Source organism: Aureimonas endophytica (assembly GCF_014642635.1).
In the GTDB taxonomy this organism is placed as follows: Bacteria; Pseudomonadota; Alphaproteobacteria; order Rhizobiales; family Rhizobiaceae; genus Plantimonas; species Plantimonas endophytica.
Window position 1 is genome coordinate 60,530 of the sequence record NZ_BMIQ01000007.1, and the last position, 18,039, is coordinate 78,568.

The 18,039-nt window shown below is 69.3% G+C and carries 20 protein-coding genes and 1 pseudogene; 7 read left to right on the plus strand and 14 right to left on the minus strand.

The window, feature by feature from the left end; genetic code table 11:
* Positions 1-36 precede the first annotated feature (36 nt).
* Positions 37-882 carry a LysR family transcriptional regulator gene (locus IEY14_RS19460; protein ID WP_188911553.1) on the plus strand — a complete coding sequence of 282 codons (846 nt, stop codon included), beginning with the start codon at positions 37-39 and terminating at the stop codon, positions 880-882.
* Positions 883-925: 43 nt separating this feature from the next.
* On the opposite strand, the gene amaB is transcribed toward IEY14_RS19460, so the two are convergent.
* The 11 genes from amaB to cueR all read right to left on the minus strand — a co-directional run bounded on the left by amaB (position 926) and on the right by cueR (position 10,871).
* The gene (gene amaB / locus IEY14_RS19465; protein WP_188911555.1) at positions 926-2,479 is read right to left on the minus strand and encodes an L-piperidine-6-carboxylate dehydrogenase; all 1,554 of its coding nucleotides are present in this window, start codon (positions 2,477-2,479) and stop codon (positions 926-928) included.
* 39 nt (positions 2,480-2,518) lie between these two features.
* Positions 2,519-3,805 carry an NAD(P)/FAD-dependent oxidoreductase gene (locus tag IEY14_RS19470; protein ID WP_188911557.1) on the minus strand — a complete coding sequence of 429 codons (1,287 nt, stop codon included), beginning with the start codon at positions 3,803-3,805 and terminating at the stop codon, positions 2,519-2,521.
* A gap of 124 nt (positions 3,806-3,929) precedes the next feature.
* The gene (gene hglS / locus IEY14_RS19475) at positions 3,930-5,342 is read right to left on the minus strand and encodes a 2-oxoadipate dioxygenase/decarboxylase HglS (RefSeq protein ID WP_188911559.1); all 1,413 of its coding nucleotides are present in this window, start codon (positions 5,340-5,342) and stop codon (positions 3,930-3,932) included.
* A 201-nt stretch (positions 5,343-5,543) separates the two neighbouring features.
* Positions 5,544-5,906, minus strand: coding sequence for a VOC family protein (locus tag IEY14_RS19480; protein ID WP_188911561.1), 363 nt, complete (start codon positions 5,904-5,906; stop codon positions 5,544-5,546).
* An 84-nt stretch (positions 5,907-5,990) separates the two neighbouring features.
* A complete protein-coding gene (locus IEY14_RS19485; protein WP_188911563.1) occupies positions 5,991-6,677 on the minus strand; it encodes a helix-turn-helix transcriptional regulator in 687 nt (228 codons plus the stop codon).
* A gap of 71 nt (positions 6,678-6,748) precedes the next feature.
* On the minus strand, positions 6,749-8,671 hold the full coding sequence (gene dnaK / locus IEY14_RS19490; RefSeq protein ID WP_188911565.1) for a molecular chaperone DnaK: 1,923 nt from the start codon (positions 8,669-8,671) through the stop codon (positions 6,749-6,751).
* Between the two features lie 207 nt (positions 8,672-8,878).
* Positions 8,879-9,379: an MmcB family DNA repair protein gene (locus IEY14_RS19495; RefSeq protein ID WP_188911567.1), complete on the minus strand. Its 501-nt coding sequence runs from the start codon at positions 9,377-9,379 to the stop codon at positions 8,879-8,881.
* A gap of 58 nt (positions 9,380-9,437) precedes the next feature.
* Entirely contained in the window at positions 9,438-9,803 is a 366-nt protein-coding gene (locus IEY14_RS19500) for a VOC family protein (RefSeq protein WP_188911570.1), read from the minus strand.
* Between the two features lie 3 nt (positions 9,804-9,806).
* The gene (locus IEY14_RS19505) at positions 9,807-10,112 is read right to left on the minus strand and encodes a type II toxin-antitoxin system RelE/ParE family toxin (RefSeq protein WP_244639597.1); all 306 of its coding nucleotides are present in this window, start codon (positions 10,110-10,112) and stop codon (positions 9,807-9,809) included.
* Complete coding sequence (locus IEY14_RS19510) at positions 10,112-10,399, minus strand: ribbon-helix-helix domain-containing protein (RefSeq protein WP_188911572.1); 288 nt, start codon at positions 10,397-10,399, stop codon at positions 10,112-10,114. Before IEY14_RS19510 ends, IEY14_RS19505 begins: the two co-directional genes overlap by 1 nt.
* 52 nt (positions 10,400-10,451) lie before the next feature.
* Entirely contained in the window at positions 10,452-10,871 is a 420-nt protein-coding gene (gene cueR, locus IEY14_RS19515; protein ID WP_188911574.1) for a Cu(I)-responsive transcriptional regulator, read from the minus strand.
* A 238-nt stretch (positions 10,872-11,109) separates the two neighbouring features.
* On the opposite strand from cueR, the gene IEY14_RS19520 reads away from it, so the two are divergent.
* Positions 11,110-11,913 (plus strand): L,D-transpeptidase, encoded by an 804-nt coding sequence (locus tag IEY14_RS19520; protein WP_373289013.1) that lies wholly within the window; start codon positions 11,110-11,112, stop codon positions 11,911-11,913.
* A 119-nt stretch (positions 11,914-12,032) separates the two neighbouring features.
* On the opposite strand, the gene IEY14_RS19525 is transcribed toward IEY14_RS19520, so the two are convergent.
* Entirely contained in the window at positions 12,033-12,344 is a 312-nt protein-coding gene (locus IEY14_RS19525) for a plasmid stabilization protein (protein WP_188911576.1), read from the minus strand.
* A gap of 193 nt (positions 12,345-12,537) precedes the next feature.
* Here IEY14_RS19525 and IEY14_RS19530 point away from each other — a divergent pair.
* Positions 12,538-13,185 (plus strand): annotated as a pseudogene (locus tag IEY14_RS19530) (magnesium chelatase domain-containing protein); the annotation flags it as partial.
* Positions 13,186-13,352: 167 nt separating this feature from the next.
* Here IEY14_RS19530 and IEY14_RS19535 read toward each other — a convergent pair.
* Together IEY14_RS19535 and IEY14_RS19540 are read right to left on the minus strand one after the other, a co-directional pair.
* On the minus strand, positions 13,353-14,117 hold the full coding sequence (locus IEY14_RS19535) for an enoyl-CoA hydratase/isomerase family protein (protein WP_188911580.1): 765 nt from the start codon (positions 14,115-14,117) through the stop codon (positions 13,353-13,355).
* A gap of 99 nt (positions 14,118-14,216) precedes the next feature.
* Positions 14,217-15,113 (minus strand): LysR family transcriptional regulator, encoded by an 897-nt coding sequence (locus IEY14_RS19540; RefSeq protein ID WP_188911582.1) that lies wholly within the window; start codon positions 15,111-15,113, stop codon positions 14,217-14,219.
* 96 nt (positions 15,114-15,209) lie between these two features.
* Here IEY14_RS19540 and IEY14_RS19545 point away from each other — a divergent pair, with 96 nt between their 5' ends.
* From IEY14_RS19545 to IEY14_RS19560, 4 genes are read left to right on the plus strand one after another with little or no spacing between them, the layout of a single operon-like run.
* Positions 15,210-15,830 carry a glutathione S-transferase family protein gene (locus tag IEY14_RS19545; RefSeq protein WP_188911583.1) on the plus strand — a complete coding sequence of 207 codons (621 nt, stop codon included), beginning with the start codon at positions 15,210-15,212 and terminating at the stop codon, positions 15,828-15,830.
* Positions 15,831-15,856: 26 nt separating this feature from the next.
* On the plus strand, positions 15,857-16,531 hold the full coding sequence (locus IEY14_RS19550) for a peroxiredoxin-like family protein (RefSeq protein WP_188911585.1): 675 nt from the start codon (positions 15,857-15,859) through the stop codon (positions 16,529-16,531).
* Between the two features lie 22 nt (positions 16,532-16,553).
* Positions 16,554-17,270, plus strand: coding sequence for an SDR family oxidoreductase (locus IEY14_RS19555; RefSeq protein WP_188911587.1), 717 nt, complete (start codon positions 16,554-16,556; stop codon positions 17,268-17,270).
* Between the two features lie 25 nt (positions 17,271-17,295).
* A complete protein-coding gene (locus IEY14_RS19560; RefSeq protein ID WP_188911589.1) occupies positions 17,296-17,982 on the plus strand; it encodes an SDR family NAD(P)-dependent oxidoreductase in 687 nt (228 codons plus the stop codon).
* Positions 17,983-18,039 lie beyond the last annotated feature (57 nt).

Here is an 18,039-nt window from a genome sequence, read left to right on the forward strand (position 1 = left end):
CCGATCCTGCCCATCGCATGGGAGAAAATCGCCGATATGGACTGGGACGATCTTCGCCATTTCGCCGGCTTCGTCGAGGCGGGAAGCCTGGCCGGCGCGGCGCGGGTGCTCGGCATCGAGCATGCGACCGTCGCCCGCCGCATCGCGGCGCTGGAAGCGCGGCTGCGGCTGAAGCTGGTGGACCGGCGCGGCCGGCGGCTGGTCCTGACGCCGGACGGCGAGCGCGTGGCCGATCTGGCGAAGGGCGTCGCGACGGAGATGCGCCGTCTCGAAAGGCTTGCCGAGGGGGCCCGCTCCGAGCTTGCCGGCACGGTGACGATCAGCGCGCCCTCGGCCTATGCGGGGGCGGTCCTCGCGCCGAAGCTAGCGCGTCTGCGGCAACGGCATCCGGGCCTTGCCCTGCGCCTTCTCGGCGAGGCGCGCACCGCCTCGCTCGACCGGCGCGAGGCGGATATCGGCATCCGCCTCAGCCGTCCCGAGGCGGGCGACCTCACGGCGATCAAGCTCGGCGAGATGGCCTTCCGCCTCTATGCGGCGCCCGCCTATCTCGCGGCGGTGCCGGAGGCCGACTGGCGCTTCATCGGCTCGGAAGGGGCGATGGCCGGCTCGCCGCAGCAGACGGCGCTGGAGGGCATCGCCGGCGACCGGCCCTTCGGCCTGCGCTCCGATCATGTGGAGATCCAGGTCGCCCTCGCCGCCGCCGGCGGGGGCATCGCGATCCTGCCCGACTTCATGACCGAGAACGACCCGAGGCTCGTGCCGGTCCCGCCGGACAGGCCGGCGCTGCGGCGCGGGATCTGGCTCGTCGTCCATTCGGACATGCGCAACGCGCCCGCCATCCGCGCGGTGATCGACGGCCTGCGTTACGGCGCGGCGGAATAGACGCCGCGCCGCAGGACCTTCCCGTTCAGGAAAGGCGCGATCGTCAGGCTTCCGCCGAGCCGCCGTCGACGTCGAACTTCACGCCCTGCGCCAGCGGCAGGGAGCGACCGTAATTCACGGCATTGGTCTGGCGGCGCATATAGGCCTTCCAGGCGTCGGAGCCGCTCTCGCGGCCGCCGCCCGTCTCCTTCTCGCCGCCGAAGGCCCCGCCGATCTCGGCGCCGGACGGGCCCATATTGACATTGGCGATGCCGCAATCGGAGCCCGCCGCCGACAGGAAGCGCTCGACCTCGCGGATGTCGGTGGCGAAGATCGACGAGGAAAGGCCCTGCGGCACGCCGTTCTGCAGCGCGATCGCCTCCTCGATCGTCTCGTATCTGAGGACGTAGAGGATCGGGGCGAAGGTCTCCTCGACCACCGGGCCCGTCTGGGCCGGCATGGTGACGAGCGCCGGGCGGACATAGAACGAGGCCTCGCCGTTGACGTCGACGCGCTCGCCGCCATGGACGGTGCCGCCGGCGGACTTCGCCGCCGCCAGCGCCCGCTGCATGCCCTCGAAGGCGGCTCGGTCGACCAGCGGCCCGACCAGCGCCTCGCTCGCGACCGGCGAGCCGACGGAGATCGTCGCGTAGACGCGCTTCAGCTTCTCGACCAGCGCGTCATGGACGCTGGAATGGACGATCAGGCGGCGCAGCGTGGTGCAGCGCTGGCCGGCGGTGCCCATGGCGCCGAAGGCGACGGCGCGCAGCGTCAGGTCGAGATCGGCGGAGGGGGTGACGATCGAGGCATTGTTGCCGCCGAGTTCGAGGATCGAGCGGCCGAAGCGCGCCGCGACCTTCTGCGCGACGATGCGGCCCATGCGGGTGGAGCCCGTCGCCGAGACGACCGGCACGCGCGGGTCCTCGACCAGGAGCTCGCCGATCGCGGCATCGCCGACGAGGACGGCGGAGAGGCCCTCCGGCGCGTCGGGGCCGAAGCGTTTCAGCGCCTTCTCCAGGATCGCCTGAGTGGCGAGGGCCGTCAGCGGCGTCTTCTCGGACGGCTTCCACAGCACCGGATCGCCGCAGACGAGGGCGAGCGCCGCGTTCCACGACCAGACGGCGACGGGGAAGTTGAAGGCCGAGATGACGCCGACCGGGCCGATCGGGTGCCATTGCTCGGCGAGCCGGTGGTCGGCGCGCTCGGAGGGCAGCGTCAGGCCGTAGAGCTGGCGCGACAGGCCGACGGCGAAGTCGCAGATGTCGATCATCTCCTGCACTTCGCCGAGCCCTTCCGAGACGACCTTGCCGGCCTCGATCGTGACGAGGCGGCCGAGCGCCGCCTTGCCGGCGCGCAGCTCCTCGCCGAGCAGGCGGACGAGCTCGCCGCGCCGGGGCGCCGGCACGAGGCGCCATTGGCGGAAGGCCTCCGCCGCCTTGGCGATCGCCGCGCGGGCCGCTTCCGGCGTCGTCTCGGGCACGGCGGCGATCACCTCGCCGGTGATCGGCGAGCGCACCTCGCGCGTGCCGCCCGTGAACTCGGCCTCGGTCAGGCCGAGCGAGCCGAGAAGCGTCGCGGTCTCCTCCTTCAGCGAGGCGGCGGAAACGGTCTGAAGCATGAAACCTCCTGGGAAATCCGGTCGTTCGTCCGAAGACATTCAGAATCTGGCGCCCGCCGCGTGGGCGAGCTGGGCGCCGATCTCGTAATAGGCCTCGCGCGCCACGCGGTAGCGCGCCGGCACCGCCGCCGTCGCCGGCAGGGGCAGGTCCTCGACCGCCAGCTCGCCCTGGACGAGCCGGGCGAGCGTCTGGCCGAAGACCGTGCCGGGCGCGATGCCCCGCCCGTTATAGCCGCTGAAGCCATAGACGTTGCGGGCCGGCTGGTGGAAGCGCGGCAGGCTGTTCTCCGTCATGCCGATCTTGCCATACCACTCCATCTCGAAGCGGATGCCGGCGAGCTGCGGGAAGAGCCGCGCCAGGGCGCGGCGGCCCCAGTTGCGGTGGATCGGCCGGCCGGAGCCGCGCAGGGCGCCGACCGAGCCGAAGACGAGCCGTCCCGCCTGATCGAAGCGGAAGGAGGACAGGATCTCCTCCGTATCCCAGACGCCCTGGCGCTCCGGCAGGATGGAGCGCCTGAGATTGTCGCCGAGCGGCGGCGTCGCCATGTTGAAATAGGGGAGATGCACCTGTTCGCGCCGGATCTCGGTCCAGATGCGGCTCGCATAGGCGTCGGTCGCCAGAACGACGTGCCGCGCCTTGACCGCGCCGCCACCCTCGGTTTCCAGCCGCCAGAGGCCGTTCTCCTGGCGCGCCACCGCGACGGGGCTCGCGGTGAAGATCCGCGCGCCGGCCGCGATCGCCGCCTTCGCCAGTCCCCGCGCATAGGCGAGCGGCTGGATCGTGCCGGCGCGCCGGTCGAGAAGGGCGCCCGCATAGGCGCTCGTGCCGACCTTGCGCGCCGTTTCCGCCGCGTCGAGAAGCTCGACGGGCGCGCCGCGCGCCTGCCATTGCCGCGCTCGCTCGGTCAGTTCCCGAAGCCCCTTCTCGCCGACGGCGCAGTGGAGTGTGCCCTGGCGCTCGATCTCGCAGGGGATCGCATGCTTTTCCACGAGCTCGAACACGGCGCGGGGCGCGTCGCCCAGCATGGCGAGAAGCCGTTCGCCATGCGTCTCGCCGAGCGCCGCCGGCAGGTCGTCCGGCATCACCCACATGCCGGCATTGACGAGCCCGACATTGCGGCCCGAACCGCCGAATCCGATCTCCTCGGCCTCCAGCACCGCGACGCCGCGCCCGGCCTCGGCGAGATGCAGGGCGGCCGAAAGGCCGGTGAAGCCGGCCCCGATCACCGCGACATCGACCGTCAACTCATCAGTGAGCGCCACCGTCGGCGGGGCGGGGGGCGCCGAACGCTTCCAGAGGCCGTGGCTGCGCGGATCGTTCCTCATGGCCGGCGTTCCTCGAACAGGGCCGCCAGCGCCTTCGCGGGACGGGGCGGCCGAACCTTGATGATACGCGTCGTCCGGCTCCGGCACGAGACGCCGGCGGCCAGCACCCTGTCCATCGCCGCGCCTATTCCGCGGCTTCGCGCGCCGCGAGGCCGAACGCGGCCTCCAGCTCGGCGATGGAGCGCGCCTCGGCCGCTTCGTAGAGCGCGAACTCGTCGAGCACCGTCGCGCCGAGCGCCGCCTCGAAGGCGGCGCGGCTGGCATTGCCGGCATAGGCCCGCTGCTCGGTGCCGCCGAGATTGGACTGGAAGATGCCGGCGGCGCTGACCGGCAGGAAGTCCTCGTAGACGATCGGATCGGCATGGACGAGACCCGCCGCGATCAGCCGGTCGAGCGCGGCGGCGTTGAGCGGGCCGGAAAGCGGCGCGCCGGGCTTGCCCGTCGGGCGATAGCGGAAGAAGCCGAGCCCCTGCCGGCGGATCTCGTCATGGCTGTCGGGAAAGCGGGCGAAGGCGGCGGCCAGCCGGCCGTCGTAATCGGCCTCGGCGCTGCCCGCGCCGCCGATCTCGCGCACGGAGGCGAGAAGCGCGTCGTAGAGCGCGCGGCCCTGCCGCGTCAGCGCGATGCCGCGCTGCTCGATCTCGCCGAAGCGCGCGCTGTGGGTGCCGGCCGCCTCGCCGCCGGCCCCCTGGAAGCGGATCGGCTCCTCCAGCGCCTTGAAGCTCGTCTGGCGCAGGAGGATCGGGCAGGCGCGCGTCGGCGGGCCTTCCACCACCGCCTTGGCGGCGATGCCCCGCAGCGGCATGCCCTTCTGCACCGCGTCGATATCGAGCGTGCGCGGCGTCAGATGGTTGATATGCGGGCCCTTGAAGCTGACCACGTCGGCGATCAGGCGATGCGCGTCGTGAAGCCGCTTGTAGGTCGCGGCATCGACCGTCGCCTCGCCATGCCAGCGGAAGGTTTCCAAGGCCTCCCGCACGAATTCGGCGGCCTCCGCCTCGGTCAGTCCGCCCGCCGTCTCGTGACGGTCGATCAGTTCGAGGACGCGCGGCGTGAAGATCCGCCGCCGCGCCAGGATCGCGCCGGCCTCGGCGCGCAGCTCCGCGTCCTCGATCAGTTCGAGCCGCAGGAGCGAGGTGAAGACACGGAAGGGATTGCGCGCCAGCGCGGCGTCGGCGATGGGCCGGAAGGCGGTGGAATGGACCGGCACGCCGGCGACGGAGAGGTCGTAATAGCCGACCGGCTCCATGCCCATCGCCGCGAAGAGGCGGCGCATGGTGAAGAGTTCGGCCGCCGTGCCGAGGCGGATCGCGCCGTGGCGCTCGAGATCGAGCCGCTCCAGCTCGTCGGCCCGCTCCAGCTCGGCCTTGAGCCCCGGCTCGCGGGCCAGCACCTTCGCATTCACCTCGCTCACCAGCGCCATGAGCGTCCCATATTGCGGGACCTCCGCGCGATACATGTCGGACATCGCCCGGGAAAACAGCGTGCGCACGCGATCGCGCGACACGAAACCGGCTGCGAGGGCGGAAGCGACCATGATCTGGCGGACTCTTCGGAGAGGCGGCCGGACGAAGGGGAGGGCCGCGAACGGGAGACGGCATGATGTTCGACGAGCCGGCCCCGCCCCGCAATCAAGGATTCCGTCTGACCTCATTCTCGGACGGAATGACATGGTGGCGGCAGGGGATCAGCATGCCGCCACGAGGCCCGTCCCGAAGCGAGACCGGGCCGCCGCCCCTCATTCCGGCGCGGGGCGATAGATGCGCAGGCGATGGCCGTCGGGATCGAGGGCGACGAAGGCGCGGCCGAAATCGAGATCGACCGGCGGCTGAAGGATCGGAATACCGCGTCCCGCCCAGTCCGCATGGATGGCGTCGATATCCTCGCCGAGAAAGGCGAGTTCCGTGCCGCCGCCGGCGCCCGCCGCGCCGGGCGTCACCGTGTGGCGCGACCAGAGGCCGAGCCGCAGGCCGGACCGCAAGGCGAACATCGCGAAGCTCGGCGAGAGCTCGACCGGCTCCTCGCCGAACAGGCCGGCATAGAAACGCGCGCTGGCGGCGGGATCGTCGACATAGAGAATGGCAAGGCCGAAGGTCAGCATCGGGAAGGGTCTCCGAGAGGAAGCCCCCGTTCCCTAGACCGCCCGGCTGCCAGAAAACGGCAGCAGCGGCCGGCGTCCGTCCGCTCAGCCGTCGAGATCCTCGCGTGCCCGCCATTCGGCGAGAAGCAGGCGGCGATGCTTCGGAATGCGTTGGTCGAGGGCCGTCGCGGCGCCGATCCGGTCGAGCCGGAAATGCCGGAAGTCGCGGCGCGTCTCGCACCAGGCGGCGAGCATCTCGTAGCCCTCGAAGAAGCCGACCGCGATCGGCCAGACGACGCGATCGGTTGCCGCGCCCTTCTTGTCCCGATAGGCGAGGCGCAGCTTCGTCTCCTCCTGCAGGGCGCGGCGGATGAGGCCGAGATGCGGCGCCTCCGCCGCCTCGCCACAGACGGGGCCGGCGAGGAGCCCGCTCGCCGCCGCCGCCCTTTCGCGCTCCTCCGGCAGGACGGCGACGATCTTGGCGAGCGCCCCTTCCGCCGCCGCTTCCAGGTCCCCGTCGCCCCGGCGCATCACAAGGCGCAAGCCGAGGATGAGCGCGTCCAGCTCGTCGTCGTCGAACATGAGGGGCGGCAGGGTGAAGCCCGGCTTCAGCACGTAGCCGAGGCCCGCCTCGCCCTCGATCGCCGCGCCTTGCCCGCGCAGGGTCTCGATGTCGCGATAGACGGTGCGCAGCGACACACCGAGCGCCTCGCCGAGCGCCGCCGCGCTGACCGGCCGCCGCCGCTCGCGCAGGGTCTGGAGAAGATCGAGAAGGCGGGCGGCGCGCGACATGCCGCCTTCATAGCAGAAGACCCCGGCGATCGCTCGCCGGGGTCTTCGATGGTCCGAAAGGGAAGGGCGGCTCAGGCCGACTTCTTGCGGTCCTCGTCGACTTCCTCGAAGTCGGCATCGACCACGTCGTCCTTCGGCGCCGCGCCCGTGGCGCCGGCCTGGCCGGCGCCCGCCGCCTCGGCCTGGTTCGCCTCGTACATGGCCTGACCGAGCTTCATCGAGGCCTCGGCCAGGGTCTGGCTCTTGGCGTTGATCGCCTCGGCATCCGGCTCCTCGCGATCCAGCTCGGCGCGCAACGCCGCGATCGCGTCCTCGATCGCCTGACGATCGGCGGCCGAGACCTTCTCGCCATATTCCTTCAGCGACTTCTCGGCCGAATGGACGAGGCTCTCGGCCTGGTTCTTCGCCTCGACGCCCGCGCGCCGCTTCTTGTCGGCGTCAGCGTTCTGCTCGGCTTCCTTCACCATCTTCTCGATGTCGGCGTCGGACAGGCCGCCGGAAGCCTGGATCGTGATCCGCTGCTCCTTGTTGGTGCCCTTGTCCTTGGCCGAGACGTTGACGATGCCGTTCGCGTCGATGTCGAAGGTCACCTCGATCTGCGGCACGCCGCGCGGTGCCGGCGGGATGCCCTCCAGATTGAAGCGGCCGAGCAGCTTGTTGTCCTGCGCCATCTCGCGCTCGCCCTGGAAGACCTGGATGGTCACGGCGCTCTGCGAATCCTCGGCGGTGGAGAAGACCTGGCTCTTCTTCGTCGGGATGGTCGTGTTGCGGTCGATGAGGCGGGTGAACACGCCGCCCAGCGTCTCGATGCCGAGCGACAGCGGGGTCACGTCGAGCAGCAGCACGTCCTTCACGTCGCCCTGGAGCACGCCCGCCTGGATGGCGGCGCCCATCGCGACGACCTCGTCCGGGTTGACGCCCTTGTGCGGCTCCTTGCCGAAGAAGTTCTTCACGACTTCCTGGACCTTCGGCATGCGCGTCATGCCGCCGACCAGCACCACTTCGTGGATGTCGCTCTGCGACAGGCCCGCATCCTTCAGCGCGGCCTTCATCGGGCCGACCGTCCGCTGGACGAGGTCGTCGACGAGCGTCTCGAACTTCGAGCGCGTCAGCTTCATCGTCAGGTGCTTCGGCCCGGTGGCGTCCGCCGTGATGAAGGGCAGGTTGATCTCGGTCTGGGCGGCCGAGGACAGTTCGATCTTCGCCTTCTCGGCGGCTTCCTTCAGCCGCTGGAGGGCGAGTTTGTCGTTCTTCAGGTCGATGCCCTGGTCCTTCTTGAACTCGGAGGCCAGGTAGTCGACGAGGCGCATGTCGAAGTCCTCGCCGCCGAGGAACGTGTCGCCATTGGTCGACTTCACCTCGAACACGCCGTCGCCGATCTCGAGGATCGAGACGTCGAAGGTGCCGCCGCCGAGATCGTAGACCGCGATGGTCTTGCCGTCGTTCTTCTCGAGCCCGTAGGCGAGGGCGGCCGCCGTCGGCTCGTTGATGATGCGCAGCACCTCGAGGCCGGCGATCTTGCCGGCATCCTTGGTGGCCTGGCGCTGGGCGTCGTTGAAATAGGCCGGGACCGTGATGACGGCCTGGCTGACCTTCTCGCCGAGATAGGCTTCCGCCGTCTCCTTCATCTTCTGAAGGATCATCGCGGAGATCTGCGAGGGGGAATATTTCTCGCCATGGGCCTCGACCCAGGCATCGCCGTTGGAGGCGTTGACGATCTTGTAGGGCACGAGGCCCTTGTCCTTGGCGACGGTCGGATCGTCGTAGCGGCGGCCGATGAGGCGCTTGACCGCGAAGAGCGTGTTCTCGGGATTGGTCACCGCCTGGCGCTTGGCCGGCTGGCCGACGAGACGCTCGCCATCCTCGGTGAAGGCGACCATCGAAGGCGTCGTGCGGGCCCCTTCCGCATTCTCGATGACCTTGGCCGTCTTGCCGTCCATCACGGCGACGCAGGAATTGGTCGTGCCGAGATCGATGCCGATGACTTTCGCCATGAAAACTCTCCTTGCTGAGCAGGTCGCCCGGACCCTCTTCAGAGGCGTTCCGAAAGGGCGACCCCTTGGGTTGTCGTGAATTCCGGTCCGGCGGGCGCGGGACCGCCCGGGCGGCCGCCCCCGCCGAGGCTGCGGGGTATATATGGATGGCTGATTTGCCGCGCAAGCGGCTCCGGCAAAAGGAAAACCCGGGTCCCGTCCCGCGGTTCAGGAGGCTTCCGGCAGTCCCGTCATATAGGGATTGGCCGCCCATTCGGCGACCTGGAGCCGGTCGGCCGCCAGCCGGGCGAAGCGCAGCACCATGGCCTTGCGCGTCGCGCCGGCCAGCTTGTGCTCGGGCGCCTCGCGCAGGATCTCCGCGCCCCAGCCGTCCGACAGGATGAGGCCGCAGTCCTCGGGAAAGATGTCGAGCGGCACGTCGGGATGGGTGGCGAAATAGAGCCGGTCGCAATGCAGCCGGTAGATCGGCCATTTGCGGTCGACGCGGAAATCCTCGACCGAGGACTTGATCTCGACGATGACGAACTCGCCCTTCTCGGTAAGGCCGACGAGATCGGCCCGCCGGCCGGAGTCCAGCGGCATCTCGGGCAGGAGGGCGACCCGCGCGGCGCTCATCAGGCGCTGGACGCCGCGCCGGACGCGCATGGCGCGCTCGGACTGCCGGCCGTCGACGAGCGGGTCGAGACGGTGGGGGGAGACGATGGGCATGGCCGAATCGTTAACCAAGCCCGCTTCCGGCGGCAAGGCGCGCCGGATGTCGCAGGCGTCAGGCGAGCGGCTGCATCAGTTCGATCCGGTTGCCGAAGGGGTCGTCGACATAGCAGCGCCGGAAGCCTTCGAGCGGCCGGTCCTCGCGGGCCGGATGGCCGGCCGCCTCCAGGCGGCGGACCCAGCCGGCGAGATCGTCCACGAGAAGAGCGGGATGCGCCTTCCGGGCGGGCCGGAACTCCGCCTCCACGCCGAGATGCAGCCGCAGGCCCTCGCCCTCGAACCAGCAGCCGCCGCGATCGGCGAGCTGCGGCGGCTTCCCGACCTCGGTGAGACCGAGAAGGCCGGCATAGAAGGCGCGGGCCCGGGCTTCCTCGCCCGGCGGCATGGCCAGCTGGATATGGTCGAGCCCGAGAATGCGCATGACTCAGCCTCGTTTGAAGTCGGCGGATGTGATGTCGCGGCCGGCGCCGAAGACGCGCAGGATCGTCACTTGCTTGGTATCGACGAAGAAGGCGATCGAGGCCAAGCGCCGATAGCCGACCAAGCGCAAACCCGTCCGAAGATCGTTCCGTAACCGTCCGCGTTCCGGAAATCGAGCGAAGCCTTCGCAATGTGCCAGAAGCCTGGCGATCGACCGCGCGGCCTGGAGCGGGCCGAAGCGCTCCCACAGCGCATCGTGAATTTCCTGGATATCGTGGATCGCTTCCGGGGCGAAGATCACCGGACGCATCAGGCGTCGCCGGCCGCCTCGTTCTTTTTGGCGATGTGGGCCTCGATCTGCCGCCGCGCCTCGGCGAGCGAAAGGCCTCGGCCCGGATCGCGCATCATCGCGTCGTAGGTCGGCACGACGTCTTCCTTCAGCCAGCGTTCGATCGCGGCGTCTTCCATCAGGAGATCCTCCAGCCGCTCGGCGATGACCTCGCTCTCGCTGGCATATTCGCCGGCGGCGACCTTCTCCTGGACGAGGTCGGCGATCCTGGTCGGCAATTCGATCTGGAGGACTCTCGTGCTGCCCATGGCGATCCCGCTCCGTCGCGCGGAAAACAGCTCGGACCGCGCCCTCCGATTCCTAGACCCGCTTCTCCTCGGACGGAAGCGGCAAGGCGCCGCCGGCGATCTCGTCGAGGATCGGGCAGTCCGGCCCGCCGTCGCCCGGGCATTGCTCGGCCAGGACCCCGAGGGCGCGCTTCAGCGAGCGCAGTTCCTCGATCTTGCGGTCGATCTCGGCGATGCGGCGATGCGCCATGGCGCGCACGTCCTCGGAATGGCGGCGGTCGTCGGCATAGAGGGCGAGGAGCTTGCGCGCCTCCTCGATAGAGAATCCCAGCGAGCGCGAGCGCTGGAGAAAGCGCAGCATATGCACGTCGCGCTCGCGATAGTCGCGATAGCCGTTCTGGGCCCGCGCCGGCCGCACCAGGCCGACTTCCTCGTAATAGCGGATGGTTTTCGGCGGCAGTCCCGAGCGCCGCGACGCTTCACCGATATTCATCGGACGTCCTCGCTTCGACTGGCATGTCCCAAGGCCCCGAAGGAAATGTGACAGGGGCTTCGGGGGTCAACTGTGACGCACCCGCAACAAAGACTTTATTAACCATGATCGTGTGTATTGTTGGCGTTGTCAGGGCATGCCCCACGCCGTATCCAGGTTGGCGAAGGCCTCCTCCCGGATGGTGCGCGCCCGCGCGACGATCAAGGCCATTTCATCTAGACGACCGGATCGGGCGATCATGCTGATGTCTCGGAAAATTCTTGCGGCCGGCTTCGCGCTCGCCGCGACTCTGATGGCGGGGTGCGCCACCACCAATCCCGAGCAGCCGAAGCTGGCGGCCGAACTGCCGGCCGCCGTCGCCCGCATCACCGCCTATGCCGCCCCGGCCACCTACGAGGACCGCAGCTTCGGCGCGACGCCGATCGAAGCCTATGCCGCCACCGAGGACGACGGCTTCAAGCTGCCGGCCATCCCCGTCAAGAAGATCGACCCGCAGTTCCTGCGCCAGCGCGTCGTCTACGATGCCGGCGGCTATGACGAGGGCACGGTGGTGGTCGATACGCCCCATCGCTTCCTTTATGTGATCGAGCGCGGCGGCACGGCGATGCGCTACGGCATCGGCGTCGGCAAGGACGGCTTCTCCTGGTCGGGCGAGGCGGTGATCGGCGACAAGCAGCATTGGCCGCGCTGGTTCCCGCCGATGGAGATGATCGAGCGCCGCAAGGACCTGACGAAGTTCAAGGACGGCAAGGGCATGGATCCGGGCCCGATGAACCCGCTCGGCGCCCGCGCTCTCTACCTGCACCAGAACGGCCGCGACACGCTCTACCGCCTGCACGGCAATCCGGAATGGCAGTCCATCGGCAAGGCCGCCTCCTCGGGCTGCATCCGCCTGATGAACCAGGACATCATCGATCTCTACGAGCGCGTGCCGCTCGGCGCCCGCGTCGTGGTGCTCCAGGGCAGCGAGCGCATGGTCGAGCCGAAGCCGGCCGTGAAGTCGAAGAAGATCGCCTCCACCGCCACCAAGCGCGAAGGCTGAGCGATCGGGGCGGCCGCGCGCCGCCCGTCATCGAGATCAAGGAGCGGGGGACCGCTCGCCGGGCCGGCCGCTTCGGGGGAAGCGGCCGGCCCTTTTGTTTGAATCTCCAGGCGCCGCCCTCAATGATGGGCGTGGGCGTTTTCCTTACGCGTCGCCGCCGCCTTCCTGGCCGAGGCGGAGCGGGCGGCGGCCGGCCGCTTGGCCGAAGCCTCGCCCCCGAGCTGGCCGCCGCGCTTCGCCGATTCGTTCGAATCGGGATGGCCGCGCCCGGAGCCCGACTTGTTGCCGCCGCCGGACTGCTTGTTCACCGTCGCCCAGGCCCGGCGCTCGGCTTCCTTTTCGGAAACGCCGCGGCTCTCGTAGCCGTCCGCGATATGCTCGGCCTCGCGCTTCTGCTTGTCGGTATATTTGCTCTTGTCGCCCTGGGGCATGGCAGGCCTCCTCTTGCCGGCTTCCGCTCCCGCAACGCGCCGATGCGCCTCCGGGTTCGGCTCCCGGCGAAGCTCGGGCCCCGTTCGTTCCAGAAACGTTCTTGTCCGCCCCGCCGGCTTTCGTTAGCTTGGCGACAGGTCTCGTTTGGGTTGCGTCGGCGATTGTCGACGGGTGAGGAAAGGGGGCGGAGCCATGGTCTCGCGGGTGAGGACGGTCGCGTTCCAGGGCGTCGAGGCCATTCCCGTCGATGTCCAGGTGATGGTCGCCCCCGGCAAGATGGGCATGCAGATCGTCGGCCTCGCCGACAAGGCGGTGACGGAAAGCCGCGAGCGGGTGCAGGCCGCGCTCCATGCCTCCGGCCTCGCCATGCCGCCGAAGAAGGTGACGGTCAATCTCGCGCCCGCCGACCTGCCGAAGGAGGGCTCGCATTACGATCTGCCGATCGCGCTCGGGCTGATGGCGGCGCTGGGCGCGATTCCGGCGGAGGCGCTGGCCGGCTTCCTCGTGCTCGGCGAATTGTCGCTCGACGGCACGGTCGCGCCGGTCGCCGGCGTGCTGCCGGCGGCGATGGCGGCGAATGCGGCGGGGCTCGGCCTCATCTGCCCCTTCGCCTGCGGCGCGGAAGCCGCCTGGGCCAGCGCCGACATGCCGATTCTCGCGCCGCGCAGCCTGATCCAGATGGCCAATCACTTCGCCGGGCGCCAGGCCATGGGGCAGCCCGAGCCGGCGATCCGGCAGGCGGGCGAGGCGCTGCCGGACCTTGCCGACATCAAGGGCCAATGGACGGCGAAGCGCGCGCTGGAGATCGCGGCGGCGGGCGGGCACAATCTCCTGAGAGTGTGCTACATTAACTGAGAATATCTGGTCGACCGAAAACGACCCAACCCGGCCTTTCATCCACTTTTCGCGTCGGCCGAAAGCAGACATCGGTCAGGTAGACAAGCTCAAGCGTCACCCGGACCGTCGATGGACCCAATGTTCAGTCGGCCTCAAGCCGAGGTCGCCGATCACGCCGTCATCGATCGGGCAACGTCGGCCGCGCTGATGCCCTCGAGCGCCAGCCCGTAGCCGGTTCCTTCATCGATCAGCCTGCGGAGCGGCTGGGTGAGGGCCATGCGGGTGTAGCGGCTGGTGAGCGGCGGCAGCGCGGCGATCGTGTCGGCGATCTCGTGGGCGCGGGCGAGCAGGCGGTCGCCGACGATGATCTCGTTGACCACGCCGTAGTCCTTCGCCGTCGCGGCGTCGAGGATCTGGCGCGTCAGGAGGAAGTAGCGGCCGCGCACCGAGCCGATCGCGTGCGGCCAGAGGAGGTGCACGCCGTCACCCGGCACGATGCCGAACTCGAAGTGCGGTTTGTCCTGGAACACGGTCCCCGGAGTCGCGAGGACGATGTCGGCCAGAAGCGCGTATTCGCTGTGGAGCAGAACCGGCCCGTTCAGAGCGGCGATCATCGGCACCTCGATGTCTAGGATGTTCGAGAGGACCTTCCGGCCCTCGCGCAGGATCTTGTCGAAGCCGCGCGGGGTGAAGAAGTCGAAGCCGTCGGGCTCGATCCTGTCCATGAAGGCGTCGCCCGTGCCGGTCAGAATGACGACGCGGTTGTCGCGATCCTCGCCGATCTCGTGGAAGAGATCGACGAACTGCTCGTGCGTATGCCCGTTGAAGACGAGCTTACCGCCTTCGGTATGAAGGGCGACCTCGAGGACGCCGTTATCCTTGCGATCGAGGCGGGCGTTCGGGAAAGCGTGGCGGTAGGCGTCGAAGCGGGCCATCGGGCGGATCCTTAAGCTGCGGTCCGTCCGGGCTGGACGGCTCAGCAATCAGGTACAGGCCCGCCGGCCGCTGCGGATGACATCACGTCTTGATAAGCCTTATGCCCTGCCGGAATACCCTTCCGCCAAGGCCTCCTCGACGAACCCAGCGAACTCGCGCGCCTTCGCGCTCGTCAGGCGTCCGGCCGGAAAGACCGCCCACAGGTCCACCGGCGGCAGGCTCCAGTCCGCCAGGACCCGCCGCACCGCTCCGTCGGCGAGTTCGGGTCCGAACATCCAGTCCGAGACGGCGGACAGGCCCATGCCGGCGAGCACCGCCGCCCGCAGGCCTTCGGCCGCACTCACCTTCACCCGTCCCCGCATCGCGACCGACGCCTGCTGACCGTCCCGCGTGAAGGACCAGACGTCGGGTTGCTGGCTGTAGAGCACGGCCTGGTGCGCGGCGAGATCTGCCGGCACGCTCGGCTCGCCGGCCCGGTCGAGATAGGCGGGGGTCGCGAGCACCGACCGGCGGCTGGTCGCTAGCTTGCGCGCCATGGCGGCGGAATCGGGCAGCGCGCCCATGCGCAACGACACGTCGATCCCCTCGGCCACGAGGTCGATGACGCGGTCGTCGAGGATGACGTCTATCTCGAGATCGGGATGCCGGTCGAGGAAGTGCGGCAGGAGCGGCACGACATGGAGCCGCGCGAAGGTCGTGGCGGCCGAAACGCGCAAGGTGCCCGTCAGACCCGCCCCCACGCCGCGGGCGGCGAGTTCCGCCTCGTCCGCCTCGCGAAGCGCGGCCTTGGCGCGCTCGTAGTAGCGCTGGCCGGCCTCCGTCGGTGTCAGGCCGTGCGTCGACCGGATCAGGAGGCTCACCTGAAGCCGGGCCTCGAGCTGCGCGATCGTCTTCGACACGGCCGGCTGGCCGACATGGAGCTGGCGCGCGGCCGCCGAGAACGATCCCGTCTCCACGACGCGCACGAGTGTCGCCATCGCCTGATACCGATCCATCGCCATTCCTCCACGGAATAGGCCTTATCCCTCGAGCCCGACTGCCGTGTCGAGCCTGGAACGGGCATCTCTTCCTCACCCAACGAGGAGCCCGCGATGCTGACCGTCTACGCTTATTCCACCCCGAACAGCATCAAGGTTCCGATCGCGCTGGAAGAGCTCGGCCTCGACTACGACCTTCTCGCCGTCAACGTGCGCAAGGGCGAGCAGAAGGCGCCGGACTTCCTCGCCCTCAACCCCAACGGCAAGGTGCCGGTGCTCGTCGACGGCGAGTTCGTGCTCGCCGATTCCGCCGCGATCCTCGTTCACCTTGCGGAGACGACCGGACGCCTCCTGCCTGCCGATGGCTTGAAGCGGGCCCGCGTCTTCGAGCAGCTCTTCTTCCACGCCTCGGCCCTCAGCCCGGCCTTCGGCCAGGCCGGCTTCTTCCAGCGCCTCGCCGCCGAGCCGCAGCCGATCGCGATCGAGCGCTTCTCTAACGAGGCGAAGCGGACACTGTCGGTGCTCGACGGTGTCCTGGCCCGGCGCCGCTTCGCGGCCGGCCCCGACTTCACCATCGCCGACATCGCCCATTTCGGCTGGCTCTGGCGCCGCGAGTTCGCCGGCGTCGATCTCGATGCCGCGCCGAACGTCGCCCGCTGGTACGCCGAAGTCGAGGCCCGACCGGCCGTCCAGCGTGCCATCGCCCGCACCACCGCTCTCGCCTCCGCAGCCTGAACCCCATCCAACCAAGGAGACATCCCATGACCCTTCAAGCCAAGCTCGACGCCTTCAAGGCCGACTTCGAAGCGGGCAAGCCGCCCTACAACGTCCCACCCGCGGTGATCGAGACGATGCACCGCGCGACCGCGGAGCTGATCGCAAGCGGCGCGGCCGACCGGGCGCTGAAGGCCGGCGACAAGGCGCCGTCCTTCCAGCTCGCCGATGCGTCGGGCAAGGTTCATGCCTCCGCCGACCTCCTGGCGAAGGGCCCCCTTGTCGTCAGCTTCTATCGCGGCGTCTGGTGCCCCTACTGCAACATGGAACTCCAGGCCCTCCAGGACGCCCTTCCCTCGTTCGAGGCGCTGGGCGTAAGCCTCGTGGCCATCTCGCCCCAGACGGCAGCCAACAGCCGGAAGTCGGTGACGAAGAACGCGCTCGGCTTCCCGATCCTCGTCGATCCGCACAACGACGTCGCCGCCGCCTTCGGCCTGCGCTTTGCGCTCCCCGACTATCTCGTCGACCTCTACAAGGCGCTGAAGAACGATCTGCCCGCCTTCAACGGCGACCCGAGCTGGACGCTGCCGATGCCGGCCCGCTTCGTGATCGGTCAGGACGGGACGATCCTCTACGCCGAGGTGAACCCGGACTACACCAGGCGCCCCGAGCCGGCGGACATGCTGCCCGCCATCCGTCGCGCCGCCCTCCTGCCGGCTTGATCGCCTATCCCCGGAGATCGCCATGTTTCGTACCTTTCTTGTGACCGGTGCCAGCAAGGGCATCGGCCTCGCGCTCGCGCAGCGTCTGACCTGTGACGGGCACCGCGTCGTCGGACTGGCGCGCGGCCCCTCGCCGGACTTTCCCGGCGAACTCATCTCGGTCGATCTCGGCGACGGCGAGGCGACGGGGCGCGTCCTCGCCGATCTTGCCGAGCGCATTCCCTTCGACGGGGTCGTCAACAATGTCGGCCTCGTGCGCCCGCAGCGCCTTGGCTCGATCGAACTGCCGGCGCTCGATGAGGTGTTGCGGCTCAATCTCCACCCCGCGGTACAGACAGCTCAGGCGCTGCTTCCGGGCATGAAAGCCCGAAGCTGGGGCCGGATCGTCAACATCTCCAGCCTGACGGTTCTCGGAGCGGTCGAGCGAACCGCCTATGCCGCGGCGAAAGCGGCGCTCGTCAGCTTCGGCCGTAGCTGGGCGCTCGAACTCGCGACGACCGGCATCACGGTCAACACCGTGGCGCCCGGTCCGACCGAGACCGAGCTCTTCCGGGCGAACAACCCACCGGGCAGCGAGGGCGAGCGACGGTATCTCTCGGCCGTTCCGATGGCACGGTTCGGCCGCCCGGACGAGATCGCCGCCGCGATCGCGTTCCTCCTGTCCGACGACGCCGGCTTTGTCACCGGACAGACCATCCACGTCGACGGCGGCGCCTCGATCGGCAAGTCCGCCTTTTGACACCATCTCGAAACAGGAGGATCACATGACCCACAAATCTGTGCTCGTCGTCGGGGCGTCCCGAGGGCTGGGGTTTGCATTGGCCGAAGAATGGCTCCGACGCGGTTGGCAGGTCGTCGCCACCGAGCGCAGCCGGTCGGACAAGCTGTCCACGCTTGGCGACCGGTATCCCGGCCGTCTCACGGTCGAAACCACCGACATCAACGATGCAGCCAGCATCCGCGCACTCGACGAGCGTCTGGCGGATCGCCGGCTCGACGTCCTGTTCATCAACGCCGGCATCGCCCGCGCCATCAAGGAGAGCCCGGCGACCGCAAGCGAGGGCGACTTCTTGGACATGATGTTGACCAACGCCTTCTCGCCGGTGCGGGCGGCGGAGATGTTGCGTGGCCGCGTCCCCGCAGGCGGTACGATCGCGATCATGACGTCCGAGCTCGGCAGCATCGCAAATGCGTCGGGCGGCTGGCAGCTCTATTCCTCCAGCAAGGCCGCGCTCAACATGCTGATGAAGGGCTATGCTGCGAAGAACGCCGACGACGGCCACACGCTGCTGCTCGTTGCGCCCGGCTGGGTTCGGACCGAGATGGGCGGCGGCGACGCCACCCTGTCGGTCGAGGAGAGCATTCCGCTCGTCGTCGACATGATCGAGGCCAACCGCGGCCGGCCCGGTCTGCGCTACGTCGATCGCTTCGACGAGACGTTGCCCTGGTAAGCGGCAAGAGAGGCGGACGGTCCGAACCGTCCATCCGCTTTCGACCCAACTCTGCCC

Coding starts and splice junctions, on each gene's coding strand:
- IEY14_RS19525 (WP_188911576.1), bottom strand. CDS start 12,344: ATGCCCCAGGGCGACAAGAGCAAATATACCGACAAGCAGAAGCGCGAG.
- IEY14_RS19535 (WP_188911580.1), bottom strand. CDS start 14,117: ATGGCCCGCTTCGACGCCTACCGCCACGCTTTCCCGAACGCCCGCCTC.
- IEY14_RS19485 (WP_188911563.1), bottom strand. CDS start 6,677: ATGTCGCGCGCCGCCCGCCTTCTCGATCTTCTCCAGACCCTGCGCGAG.
- IEY14_RS19510 (WP_188911572.1), bottom strand. CDS start 10,399: ATGGGCAGCACGAGAGTCCTCCAGATCGAATTGCCGACCAGGATCGCC.
- hglS (WP_188911559.1), bottom strand. CDS start 5,342: ATGGTCGCTTCCGCCCTCGCAGCCGGTTTCGTGTCGCGCGATCGCGTG.
- IEY14_RS19555 (WP_188911587.1), top strand. CDS start 16,554: ATGTTTCGTACCTTTCTTGTGACCGGTGCCAGCAAGGGCATCGGCCTC.
- IEY14_RS19470 (WP_188911557.1), bottom strand. CDS start 3,805: ATGAGGAACGATCCGCGCAGCCACGGCCTCTGGAAGCGTTCGGCGCCC.
- dnaK (WP_188911565.1), bottom strand. CDS start 8,671: ATGGCGAAAGTCATCGGCATCGATCTCGGCACGACCAATTCCTGCGTC.
- IEY14_RS19460 (WP_188911553.1), top strand. CDS start 37: ATGGACTGGGACGATCTTCGCCATTTCGCCGGCTTCGTCGAGGCGGGA.
- amaB (WP_188911555.1), bottom strand. CDS start 2,479: ATGCTTCAGACCGTTTCCGCCGCCTCGCTGAAGGAGGAGACCGCGACG.
- IEY14_RS19480 (WP_188911561.1), bottom strand. CDS start 5,906: ATGCTGACCTTCGGCCTTGCCATTCTCTATGTCGACGATCCCGCCGCC.
- IEY14_RS19560 (WP_188911589.1), top strand. CDS start 17,296: ATGACCCACAAATCTGTGCTCGTCGTCGGGGCGTCCCGAGGGCTGGGG.
- IEY14_RS19500 (WP_188911570.1), bottom strand. CDS start 9,803: ATGCGCATTCTCGGGCTCGACCATATCCAGCTGGCCATGCCGCCGGGC.
- IEY14_RS19545 (WP_188911583.1), top strand. CDS start 15,210: ATGCTGACCGTCTACGCTTATTCCACCCCGAACAGCATCAAGGTTCCG.
- IEY14_RS19550 (WP_188911585.1), top strand. CDS start 15,857: ATGACCCTTCAAGCCAAGCTCGACGCCTTCAAGGCCGACTTCGAAGCG.
- IEY14_RS19495 (WP_188911567.1), bottom strand. CDS start 9,379: ATGCCCATCGTCTCCCCCCACCGTCTCGACCCGCTCGTCGACGGCCGG.
- IEY14_RS19520 (WP_373289013.1), top strand. CDS start 11,110: ATGCTGATGTCTCGGAAAATTCTTGCGGCCGGCTTCGCGCTCGCCGCG.
- cueR (WP_188911574.1), bottom strand. CDS start 10,871: ATGAATATCGGTGAAGCGTCGCGGCGCTCGGGACTGCCGCCGAAAACC.
- IEY14_RS19505 (WP_244639597.1), bottom strand. CDS start 10,112: ATGCGTCCGGTGATCTTCGCCCCGGAAGCGATCCACGATATCCAGGAA.
- IEY14_RS19540 (WP_188911582.1), bottom strand. CDS start 15,113: ATGGATCGGTATCAGGCGATGGCGACACTCGTGCGCGTCGTGGAGACG.